This is a genomic window from Flavobacterium branchiophilum FL-15, from assembly GCF_000253275.1.
Classification (GTDB): Bacteria; Bacteroidota; Bacteroidia; order Flavobacteriales; family Flavobacteriaceae; genus Flavobacterium; species Flavobacterium branchiophilum.
In genome coordinates this window covers 971,237-983,638 of the sequence record NC_016001.1, presented here as the reverse complement: position 1 = coordinate 983,638, position 12,402 = coordinate 971,237, and the positions used below count along the sequence as shown (strand labels likewise).

Annotated in this window: 10 protein-coding genes; 9 read left to right on the top strand and 1 reads right to left on the bottom strand. The window is 34.1% G+C overall.

All coding sequences use genetic code 11. The features are described 5' to 3' along the window. Positions 1-32: 32 nt before the first annotated feature. From FBFL15_RS04215 to ilvA, 9 genes are all read left to right on the top strand, one after another. Complete coding sequence (locus tag FBFL15_RS04215; RefSeq protein WP_014083418.1) at positions 33-443, top strand: DUF4259 domain-containing protein; 411 nt, start codon at positions 33-35, stop codon at positions 441-443. A 264-nt stretch (positions 444-707) separates the two neighbouring features. Beyond that, on the top strand, positions 708-1,817 hold the full coding sequence (locus FBFL15_RS04210) for a DNA adenine methylase (protein ID WP_014083417.1): 1,110 nt from the start codon (positions 708-710) through the stop codon (positions 1,815-1,817). After that, positions 1,804-2,913 (top strand): hypothetical protein, encoded by a 1,110-nt coding sequence (locus FBFL15_RS04205; protein WP_014083416.1) that lies wholly within the window; start codon positions 1,804-1,806, stop codon positions 2,911-2,913. The genes FBFL15_RS04210 and FBFL15_RS04205 overlap by 14 nt, the downstream gene beginning before the upstream one ends. A 319-nt stretch (positions 2,914-3,232) precedes the next feature. Further along, positions 3,233-3,682: a DUF1569 domain-containing protein gene (locus tag FBFL15_RS04200; protein ID WP_014083415.1), complete on the top strand. Its 450-nt coding sequence runs from the start codon at positions 3,233-3,235 to the stop codon at positions 3,680-3,682. A gap of 328 nt (positions 3,683-4,010) precedes the next feature. Further along, the gene (locus FBFL15_RS04195; protein ID WP_014083414.1) at positions 4,011-4,775 is read left to right on the top strand and encodes a DUF4262 domain-containing protein; all 765 of its coding nucleotides are present in this window, start codon (positions 4,011-4,013) and stop codon (positions 4,773-4,775) included. A gap of 628 nt (positions 4,776-5,403) precedes the next feature. Then, positions 5,404-7,083, top strand: a complete 1,680-nt coding sequence (gene ilvD, locus FBFL15_RS04190) for a dihydroxy-acid dehydratase (RefSeq protein ID WP_014083413.1) — start codon at positions 5,404-5,406, stop codon at positions 7,081-7,083. Between the two features lie 10 nt (positions 7,084-7,093). Then, positions 7,094-8,845, top strand: a complete 1,752-nt coding sequence (ilvB, locus tag FBFL15_RS04185) for a biosynthetic-type acetolactate synthase large subunit (RefSeq protein WP_014083412.1) — start codon at positions 7,094-7,096, stop codon at positions 8,843-8,845. A 168-nt stretch (positions 8,846-9,013) separates the two neighbouring features. Beyond that, on the top strand, positions 9,014-9,601 hold the full coding sequence (ilvN, locus tag FBFL15_RS04180) for an acetolactate synthase small subunit (RefSeq protein ID WP_014083411.1): 588 nt from the start codon (positions 9,014-9,016) through the stop codon (positions 9,599-9,601). 147 nt (positions 9,602-9,748) lie between these two features. Next, a complete protein-coding gene (gene ilvA, locus FBFL15_RS04175) occupies positions 9,749-10,993 on the top strand; it encodes a threonine ammonia-lyase IlvA (RefSeq protein WP_014083410.1) in 1,245 nt (414 codons plus the stop codon). Between the two features lie 414 nt (positions 10,994-11,407). Here the strand turns inward: ilvA and FBFL15_RS04170 are convergent, their stop codons facing one another. Then, entirely contained in the window at positions 11,408-12,223 is an 816-nt protein-coding gene (locus FBFL15_RS04170; protein ID WP_014083409.1) for an energy transducer TonB, read from the bottom strand. Positions 12,224-12,402: the final 179 nt, after the last annotated feature.

Below are 12,402 nucleotides of genomic sequence, written 5' to 3'. Positions count from 1 at the left end.
ACAATAAATATTAACTTAAAAAACAAAAATTTATGGGAGCTTGGGGACACGGAATATTTGACGATGACACAGCATACGATTATGTCGATGAAATTGACAACTCTGACAATCCGAAAGAAATTTTCAAAAACGCTTTTGAGACTGCAATAAATGCTGAATATTTAGAGTTTGACGACTGTCACGCAGTTACAGTTTCTGCATCATATATTGACAGTATTCTTAACGGAACAAAACCGAGAGTTGACGCAGAAGATGAAAATTTCTTCCAATTTGTAGAAAAAAACAAACATTTAGACTTAACAGACTTAAAACCAAATGCAGTGAAAGCATTGGAAAAAGTTATTTGTGACGGTTCTGAACTGAATGATCTTTGGGTTGAGAACGAAGAACTTTATCCAAAATGGAAAAAGGATATTGAAGAATTAATAGAACGATTGAAATAAAACCTACCGCCAACATCATATTTGCAAAAGCGGGGGTTTCGTGCTTCTATGACACTGAAGTGCTACATTCAAGCTTTGTGCATCTAATGATGTTTAGTGCTAAAAATCCCCGCCTTCGCAAATATGCGAAACGTTATGCCTCATTGTAGGACGACCGTGCAAAAATAAACGTTCGAGCTGACATTGGACAAATTTTTCAAAGCTTCGTAAAATTAAGAGAGTTAAATTTAGTAACTTGCGGACTTAAAATTAAGACAGATAATAATGCTTTTTGAAGAATATAAATATTTTAATTACCAATTTCCTGAACCTCAATATTTGGGTGCAAAGCATACTTTATTGCCTTGGCTTAATCAGTTTATTCCTAAAAATATAAACTCCGCAATTGATGCCTTTGCTGGCTCGCAATCTGTCGGTTTTTTATTGAAACAACAAGGATGCAAAGTAATTACTAACGATTTTTTAAATTTTAATAATCAAATTGGAAAAGCTTTAATTGAGAACAAGTCCACCAAATTAGACAAAACAGATTTAGATATTCTTTTTCAGCCTGCAAAAAATAAAAACGAATTTGACTTAATTGAAAATACATTTACAAATGTATTCTTTGAAAAAGAAGAGGCACAGTTTTTAGATAATTTCAGAGCAAATATTCCATTATTAGAAAACGAGTTTAAGCAAGCTCTTGCTTTCACTGTTATCAATAGAAGTATGACCCGAAAAATAACAATGGGGCATTTTGGTCATACGCAAGCTTTGGTCTATGCAAGCGACCCAGAAAGGATAAAACGCAACAGAAGTTTAATAAGACCAGTCAAAGAAATTTTTGAAGAGTTACTTCCAAAATACAATGACGCTGTTTTTGACAACAAACAAGACAACAAGAGCTTCAATCAGAATATTTTAGACTTACTACCCAAAATCGAAAATGTTGATTTAGCTTATTTCGACCCACCATATTGTGACAGTCACGCAGACTATCAAGGATTTTACCATTTGTTAGAAACCTACACCGAGTATTGGAAAGACAAAGAATTTATAAATGGCATTAAACGTTATGAGCCACAAAGATTTAGCGGTTTTGACAAAAAAAGAGATGTTATATCTTCTTTTGAAAAGCTATTTGAATTATCAGAAGAAATCCCGAATTGGTTAATTAGCTACAACAATAGAAGTTATCCAGGAATTGAAGAATTTGAAAAATTAATTTCAAAATACCGAAACGTAACATTAGAAGCAAAAACATATCAAAACGGAAGAGGTGGAAAAGGAAGCGTTGCAGGTAGTAAAGAAATACTATTTGTTTGTAGCCCTAAAAAGAAGCATTTCGTTTCAAGTAACCATAAAGAGCAATTAGTAAATGAAGGACTTTAATTATTGGGATAAATTACATAAAAACGAAGAACTCGAAGAGTTCAGTAATGATAACATTGGTCTTTTATGGCTAAAAACAAAATCAATTAGCAGAAAAGAACTTATTGCTGAATTTTTAAAAATCAACAATATTACTCTGAAAGAAACTGCACTTGCTAAACAATTCGTTGAATTATTTGGCATTTTGAGCACTGATGTAATAAATTCAAATCAAATTCTTGACAACTTCATTAAATCGGAAAATACGAAACAAGTTGGAGCGCTTAATACGGAACACCTCGTATCAGAATTATACAAACTAAAAAATTTTGATTGGGGCGGAGATTATCAAAATTCATTAGACAAATATTTGGTAAGCAGATATGTAAAAGTTCAAAACCCTTCTTATGAAAACTTACTTTCAAAATTTGAAACAGAAATTAGCGTAGCTGTTCAAGGTTATGTTTTAAATAGTTGGTACAACCATTGGAGCAGTATTTTAATAGAACACATTTTCAAATCTCATACAGAGGTTTTGCCAACAGTTGGGCAAATCAAGAGTGTTGACTTTTTCATTAATGACGTACCATTTGATTTGAAAGTTACGTACTTACCAGCAGAATATATAAGAACTAGACGTAAAGAAAAAGGATTGCCTGTTGAACTAACTTTTCTAAAAAAGAAAGCAACAGAAGCTAAAATTAATTTTGACAAAAAGGCAAAACCAGCAGACATTTTCTATGAAATAGTTGAGAAGATGAAAGACAGAAATGATGATTTCTGTTTAGAAGTTCTTAAAACTTTAAAAGACGAAAAATTAGAAATTTTAAAAGAGGTACAAGGCGACCCAAAAATGTTAGCAACTTGGCTTTATGAAAATCAAGGAGAAATGCGGTTTGGTTCAGAAAATCGTTTATTCCTCGTTTTGGTTGATACAGACGACTTTACAAATTCGTGGAAATTGAAAAGAAATATCGACCTTTTACAGCCGACAATCCTAACCTATTTGGACAACTTTAAAACGAAAAAAACGGACGACCTAAAAATAGAATTTGAATTCAAAGGAAAAACGAAAACTTTTACAGCTTTGACAGATATAATATTTGTAGTGAAATAGATTACTCAATGACTGAAAAAAAAACGAAGGCACACACAGCAGTTTGTCAAAATGGCGGGTTTTGGGCTTAATTTGAAGTTGGTTTTGTACTTTTGTGGCTAGTGATTAACCGAAAGTTTCGGCTTCCTTAATCCGCCAAATCGCCAAGCTACGAAACGTCAGACTGTGAAAAACTCAAAATGAGTCTTTGAGAATTGGCTGTATGGAATTTTTCTCCGACGGGTATCCGAATTCTTTCTCTTTTTGAGTTGGTTTTTTCACAGACTGACGTTGGTGGCAAGTGTCTCAGAACCGCCCTAAAATAAACTTACAGAAAAAAATGAACAATTTATATAACCAAACTGACTTTAACGGAATATTAAAAAGATTAGACAATCTTCAACCAAATGCAGTTAGACAATGGGGAAAAATGGACGTGGCTCAAATGTTAGTTCATCTAAACGCTTTTCTCGAAACTGCACTAAATCTAAATCCCCAAAAAAGAATGATAATTGGACGTATTTTGGGTAGATTTTTTGTGAGGCGTTATGTGAGTGAGAAACAGTTTTCAAAAAATAGTCCAACAGGTAAAAATTATATTTTCACCGACCAACAGAACTTTGAAAAAGAGAAAACTAAAGCCATTGAACTTGTTAGACAATTTTATGAAAATGGACCTGAAAAATGCACGAGACAGCCTCATCCATTTTTTGGTTGCTTGACACCAAATGAATGGGCGATTGCACAGTGGAAACATTTTGACCATCATTTAAGACAATTTGATGCTTAAAAAATAACAAAAAAGAAAAGATAGAAATTGAAAATTAATAAGCAAACAACACCAGCCACTAACACCTAGAGTTTCGTTGCAACTGTAAGCCCCGAAATGAATTAAAATCAACGAGTACTTATATAAAATAAAAAAACATGAGTTAAACCGATTACATGCACACCCCCTTATGGGTTTATCGAAAAGTTTTGTTAGCATTTTAAGTGGATTTGGTTCTTTTTTTTATGAAAAATTATAAATAAATACTATTATACTTCAATATTTTTGATTATTTTTGAAAAATATTTTAACGGCAGTTTTTTTATAGACTATTGTTGCAAGCAACCGTATGATGACAGAACACGAACATAATTGTATTGATAAAAAAAAGCTTTCTGACGACATCGAAAAATTAGGCTGGGCTGTTATGTTATTAGAAGAAACTGACTATTTGCCTTCTTTTGCATATACAGTTGGACTTTGGAAAAATTTTAACCATCCTGAAATTATTTCTTTTGGTTTACCGACAAATACCCTGCAAATTATACTTAATGACGCAGGAGAAATTGCAAAAGCTGGACATAAAATAGAGGAAGGCAAGAATTATGGCGACTTTTTTGAAAATAGCGACACTCAATTTTTGAAAGTTGATACCCGAAATATTTCGGACTACTTTGGACAAGCAATAAATTATTATCAAACTTCCGACTTTCCTGCAATTCAATTGGTTTGGACAGACCAAAACAATCATTTCCCTTGGGACAAAGTCTTCGAAAAGGATTTTGAATTTAGCCAACCATTGCTAGACAGAAATGCCAATTTCAAGTTTAGAGAAGCAAAAAATCTTGGCATTTTTACCACAAGACAATGGTTGGAACTTGACAAACCTATTCTTCATGTAATTCACGACAATGATGGAGATTGGCAATTTCTAACATGCGACCAATTGCCTAACGATGCAAAACTTGTAGCATTGGAGCAAATGACAATTAAAGACAAAACGCTTAACGAAGTTTATAATCTTGATTATGGAGAGCAAGCAAAAAGAGCATGTATTGGTGGACAATGGACACGAACAAAGATGGTTGATGGTAAAGAAGCGAAAGACTATTAGTGGACTGATGTTTTTTAACTTTTTATTTTCTACATTAACATATTTTATATAAAAAATTAACTTAAAAAATACCTACATCAATATTACAACTTCAAAATAAGTCAATTTTGTAATAAATGTCGTATTTTAATTAATAATAAAAATCAATTATTATACCAATAGATTCACTAACATTGAAAGCACTTTATCACACAAAAAACGACACTTTATAACAATGATTATTTGCCCTAAATAATAAATATTCCATTTCATCAAATTGCTTGTAATGGTGATTGGTATAATGTAGGAAGACTGATACAAATCGAACTGCTTTTTTATTTTAGATGTGTCCCTTTAATTTTATTTCTTAATATCAAATAAATAATAAAAAAATTATATCTAAACGCCGTAAAAAATTAGATATTATTATACTGAAAATCAATTGCTTATCGTTTTTTAAATTGCTTTAAATGTTGTAATGAAGGCAAAAAAGTTTTACTAAATAATATTTTAGTAATTATCTTTGCTTTATGTTAAAAATAGATTAAAAAAAGCAAAAAATCAAGTAAAAAATTAACAAAAAACTAAAAAACAACTATTCAAATTTAATATTTCGCAATATTAAAAATGAAGATAAAAAGAAAATAAAATGGAATTGAATCGATACAGTAAAACCGTAACACAAGACCCCACCCAACCCGCAGCACAAGCCATGTTGTATGGAATAGGTTTGGACGATGTCAAATTGGCACAACCATTTGTAGGCATAGCTTCTATGGGGTATGATGGCAATACTTGCAATATGCACCTCAATCATTTAGCCTCTTATGTAAAAGTAGAGGTTAACAATAATGATATGGTAGGCCTGATTTTCAATACCATTGGCATTAGCGATGGCATTACCAATGGCACCGATGGTATGCGGTATTCATTAGTAAGCCGAGAAATTATTGCAGACAGTATTGAAAGTGTTGTGGCGGGTCATTATTACGACGGGGTTATTGCCATTCCGGGTTGCGACAAAAACATGCCAGGGTCTATTATTGCCATGGGTCGTTTGAATCGACCATCGATTATGGTATATGGAGGTACAATTGCACCAGGCAAATACCAAGGAAAAGATTTGAATATAGTATCGGCTTTTGAAGCATTGGGCGAAAAAATTGCTGGCAAAATTACAGAAGAAGAATTTAAAGGCATCATCAAAAATTCGTGCCCTGGTGCTGGTGCTTGTGGTGGTATGTACACGGCCAATACCATGGCTATTGCCATTGAAGCATTAGGAATGAGTTTGCCTTTTTCGAGTTCCAATCCTGCCGTGAGTCACGAAAAAATTGAAGAGTGCAAACAGGCTGCAGGGTACATGAAATTGCTTTTAGAAAAAAATATTTGTCCAAAAGACATCATGACATTTAAAGCATTTGAAAATGCCATAACAACATTAATTGCACTTGGCGGTAGTACCAATGCTGTTTTGCATATTATTGCAATGGCCAAAAGTGTTGGGGTAAAAATTACCCAAGACGATTTTCAACGCATTAGCAACAAAACCCCTTTGATTGCCGATTTTAAACCAGGCGGCAATTATTTGATGCAAAACCTACATGAAAAAGGTGGGGTTCCTATGGTTTTAAAATATCTTTTAGCCCAAGGCATGTTGCATGGAAATTGCCTTACCGTAACAGGAAAAACATTGGCAGAAAATTTAGAAAACATCCAAGATATTGATTTTGAAGATCAAAACATTATAAAACAATTAGACAATCCAATTAAAGCCACAGGCCACCTTCAAATTTTGTATGGCAATTTAGCCCAAAAAGGTTCAGTTGCTAAAATTACAGGCAAAGAAGGTGAAAAATTTGTAGGCCCTGCAAAAGTTTTTGATGGCGAAAAAGAATTAATCCAAGGCATTGAAGACAAAAAAATACAAGCTGGCGATGTTGTGGTTATTCGATATGTTGGTCCTAAAGGTGGTCCAGGAATGCCCGAAATGCTGAAACCTACATCTGCCATTATTGGTGCTGGTTTAGGCAAAAGTGTTGCCCTAATTACCGATGGCCGATTTAGTGGTGGAACGCACGGATTTGTGGTAGGACACATTACTCCAGAGGCCTACGACGGTGGAACCATTGCATTAGTACATGATGGCGACATTATAGAAATTGATGCCGTAGATAATCGCATCCATTTAGCCATTACGGACGAGGAGCTAGAAAACAGAAGAAAAAAATTCGTTACACCCGAATTGAAAGTAAAAAATGGTGTATTATACAAATATTCAAGATTAGTTAAAGACGCTTCTGAAGGATGTGTTACAGACGAATTATAAAAAACAATAAATGGAAACATTAGAAAGCTTACAAACCGCAAAAACAGAAAAAGCAACCATTAATACCTCAGGAAGTTTAGCCGTTATAGATGCTTTACTTTCTGAAAAAGTAGATACCATTTTTGGCTATCCTGGTGGTGCCATTATGCCTATCTATGATGCTTTATTTGATTTTGAAAGTCAATTAAATCATATATTAGTAAGACATGAGCAAGGTGCTATTCATGCTGCACAAGGTTATGCCCGAGTAAGTGGCAAAGTGGGTGTAGTATTTGCAACTAGCGGACCAGGTGCAACAAATTTAGTTACAGGACTTGCAGATGCACAAATAGATTCGACACCATTAGTGTGTATTACAGGACAAGTATTTGCTCACTTGCTTGGCACAGATGCTTTTCAGGAGACGGATATTGTAAATATTACAACGCCTATCACAAAATGGAATTATCAGGTTACTGATGCCAATGAAATACCAGAAGTATTGGCAAAAGCATTTTATATAGCCAAATCTGGACGACCTGGCCCTGTATTGATTGATATTACAAAAAATGCTCAATTACAAATGTTTAACTACAAAGGTTACAGACCATGCATTCACGTTCGGAGTTACAGAGCAGAGCCAATAGTTAGAAACGAGTATATTACACAAGCTGCTGCGCTGATCAATAACGCCAAAAAACCTTTTATCGTTTTTGGACAAGGGGTTATTTTGGGCAATGCCGAACAAGAATTATTGGCATTTGTAGAAAAATCTGGAATACCAACCGCTTGGACTATCATGGGAATGAGTGGCCTGCCAACAGACCATCCGCAAGCCGTAGGAATGGTGGGCATGCACGGTAATTATGCACCAAACTTACTTACAAACGAATGTGATGTGCTGATTGCAATTGGTATGCGTTTTGATGATAGAGTTACAGGTCGTTTGGATAAATATGCCAAACAAGCACAAATCATCCATTTGGACATAGACCCTGCCGAAATAAATAAAAACGTTATGGTTACGGTGCCTGTATGGGGTAATTGCAAACAAACATTACCTTTACTGACACAGCAAATTAATGAAAAAAAATATCCAGAATGGTTTGAAGTATTCCATTCAAAAAAACAAGTTGAACAAGATACATTGATAACCAATGAGTTAAACCCAACTTCAGACGGACTAACCATGGGCGAAGTTATGAAAGTGCTGAATGATTTGACACTAGGCGATGCCGTAATTGTTACCGATGTAGGACAACATCAAATGTTTGCTTGTAGATATACCAAACAAAACAGCACCCGAAGCAACATTACCAGTGGAGGTTTAGGTACAATGGGGTTTGCACTACCCGCAGCCATTGGAGCCAAGTTTGGTGCACCAAACCGTCAAATTGTAGCGATAATGGGCGATGGTGGGGCTCAAATGAATTTGCAAGAATTAGGTACAATTATGCAATTTCAACCCAATGTCAAAATTATCATTCTAAACAATAGTTTTTTAGGAATGGTACGTCAATGGCAAGAATTATTTCATGAACGCAGGTATTCTTTTACAGATATTCAAAGCCCAAATTTTGTAAAAGTTGCCGAAGCCTACCAAATTCAAGGCAAACAAATTTCGGACAGAAACGAATTGGAATCAAGTATTAAAGCAATGTTAGAAGCTCCACACGCCTACTTGTTGGAAATTGCAGTAATACATGAAGATAACGTTTTCCCAATGGTGCCGCAAGGAAAAGGAATTGCAGAAATTGTTTTGAGAAAAGAAGATATAAATTAATGATGTTTAGTTTAGTTAATTTAAAATAATAAGCATTGCATCAAATCCTTTATCAATGTTTTGAACTTTGACAAAGTTGCAAGATACCCTATTAAGACATAACTAAATGACATTGATATAATTAAAAATAGATTTTTTAATCTAACAATTTTAAATAATTATAAAAAAATGAAACAAGAATATACACTAACCGTTTATACTGAAAATCAAGTAGGTTTGCTCAATAAAATTGCCATAATTTTTTCGAGAAGAAAAATCAACTTAGAAAGTTTGAATACATCGCCAAGTGAAATAGAAGGCATTTACAGATTTACCATTGTTGTTACCGAAACAGAAACGGTTATTAGAAATATTGCCCGACAATTGAAAAAAATTATTGATGTTTTTGATGTGCTTTACAACACAAACGACGAAATCATTTGGGAACAAATGGCACTCTACAAAGTACCAACAGAGGTTATTATGAAGGATGTAAAAGTAGAGCGTTTGTTGCGAGAATATGGTGCAAAAGCAGTAGTCATCAGACACGATTACACGGTATTTGAGGCCACAGGCCAAACGGAAGAAATCAATAAATTGTTAAAAGAACTTGATAAATACGGTTTAATTGAATTTGTTAGAAGTTCTAGAATTGCAATCATCAAATCGAGCGAGGGGGTTCATAACAAAGTTTTGGAAATGGAACGCAATGACCCCACTAAAAAAATGGTTAATAACGAATTTTTAAATCATAAAAGTATGATTTTTGAAATGTAAGTGCTACTTTTGTATTTTGTTAGTTCAAATCAAATGGTATTTGGTTTTATTACAAACAACAAAAAAAAAACCTACATTGTAACCACCTTGATAGTGAAAAGATTTTGAAAAGCGTTGGAAATCCACCTTCAAGTAACAATAATAAAAATGAATTTATTCAAAGAAATATTACAAGCAAAAAACCAATTAAAAGGAGTAGTTCAGGCTACTCCTTTGGCAGTTAATACCAATATATCTACGGAGTTTGATGCCAATATCTTACTAAAAAGGGAAGATTTACAAACGGTTCGTTCTTACAAAATTAGAGGGGCATACAACAAAATGAGTTCCTTATCCGAATCAGAAAAAGCTCAAGGTATTGTGTGTGCAAGTGCGGGTAATCATGCACAAGGAGTTGCTTTTTCGTGTAATTTTCTAAAAATTCAAGGCAAAATTTACATGCCTAAAACGACACCTAAACAAAAAGTAAAGCAAGTACAACTTTTTGGCAAATCGTATGTAGAAATTGTACTTACTGGCGATGCTTTTGACGATGCTTATGCAAGTGCCGTAACTGATTGTACAGAAAATAATAAAGTTTTCATTCATCCTTTTGACGATTTTAAAGTAATTGCAGGACAAGGAACAATTGGTTTAGAAATCATAGATGCCGCAACCACTTCTATTGACTTTGTATTTGTACCCATTGGCGGAGGGGGGTTGGCAGCGGGTTTATCTACCGTTTTTAAAGAATTGAGTCCCAATACCAAAATTATTGGAGTAGAACCTTTAGGGGCACCATCCATGAAAACCTCTATTGCCAACAACGAAAACACCATACTAAATACCATTGACAAATTTGTTGATGGGGCAGCCGTAAAACAAGTGGGCCAAAAAACATTTGAAATTTGCAAGGAAACACTCCACGATATTGTGTTGGTTCCTGAAGGAAAAGTTTGTACTACTATTCTTAGATTGTACAATGAAGAAGCCATGGTGGTAGAGCCAGCAGGCGCTTTAACCATTGCTGCATTAGATTTTTATAAAGACCAAATCAAAGGCAAAAATGTGGTTTGTATTGTTAGTGGTAGCAACAACGATATCGAACGTACGGCCGAAATCAAAGAACGGTCGTTGTTATACGAAGGTTTGATGCATTATTTTATGATTCAGTTTCCGCAAAGGCCTGGATCTTTAAAAGAATTTGTAAATCATATTTTGGGCGACGATGATGATATTACTTATTTTCAATTTGCCAAAAAAACCAACAGAGAAATGGGATCTGTTGTAGTAGGGCTCGAACTCAAAAACCGAAACGACATAGAATCCATCAAACAAAAAATGACAGAAAGGGGTTTTCCATACCAATATTTGAACGACAAACAAGAGTTGTACACCCAAATTGTGGGGTAGTTTTTTTTAAGATAAAAGGATGCTTTTTTTGATATGAATTAAGCTTTGTCAAAATTTAGCATTTTGTCCAATTATTAAGTGGGTTTTTTGAGACACGGATTTAGCGTTGGGGATAGCAGTGAAAATCCTTTTAGAAGCCCCCAGCCCCCAAAAGGGATGTGTTATTTTGCACAAATATAGTTTCTGAATATAGTTATCAAAAAAGATTATTTCACAATATGATATTTCGTTTGGAGTTCAATGAATGTTGTTTGAAACGGATGAGCCCGACCCTTGGGGAACAGCCAAAAATGTATTCTATTAGTTGTTTTTGTTTTGAACATTGGATGTATCTTACAAGTGTAGCAAAAAAAACCTTTGTATCGCTAGGCCATACAAAGGTTCAACAAAATTAAATTACTATACTCAATATTTTTATTCCATTTGGATGGTAATTGGCAAATTATATATGGTTCTCACTTTTTCGCCCCCAACAAAACCTGGACTCCATTTGGTTTTCAACGATTTTAAAACCCTAACGGCCTCCTGTCCTAGGCCATAACCTGGATCTCTCAAAACTTTAATTTGTGTCATTGATCCATCAGCTTCTATTACAAAAGACACATACACTTTGATGGTTTTGTCTATTTCTAAATCTGATTTATTAAAATTGGTACCCACATAGGTATAAAATTTCTCCATTCCTCCAGGAAATTCGGGTAATTTATCCAACATGTTGGTGCCAATAGGTGTGTCATCATTGGGTTTTGATGTAACATTTCCGCCAGTTGTTGCTACAGGTACACTTGGCACATCAGAAGGAATTCCTCCCAAATTGCTGGTATTGGGGTTGGAGGTTGTCGTTTGTGCCTCGAGGTTTGTTTTGATTGTATTAGTAGCCATTTCCTGACTGCTTATTTCAGGATTTATTAGCGTTTGTTTGTCCAAAAACTTTTTTTCTGTAAAAGTTTTTATGGCAGGTTGCTCTAATTGGCACTCGGTATGCACTGTTACTACCTTAATAACTTCGGGCAATGCTTCTTCGGGTAATTTTGTTGTTGGCACTGTCGAAAATGAACTCAGCAAGATGCCTAATCCAGAAAAAATGGTTAAAGATCCAATGCCTATTGAAAATGCTATTCCAGAGGTTTTGGCATTTTCTTGTCGGAGTTGGTAGGCCCCATACAGCTTGTTTTTACCCTCAAAAACAAGTTCGATCCATTTTTTTTCAAATATACTTAAGTTTGACATAATTAAATGATTTAAAGGTTAAGTATTATTTTTTCATATAGTATAGCATTAAAATGAGTGTTTTTTTTATTTATATCTGCCTTATATTTTACAAACGCAAAAAACAAATCCATATTGTATAAAAGAATCATTTATTTTTACTTTTTTTATCAACCAACATTCGATTAGCAATTTATTTG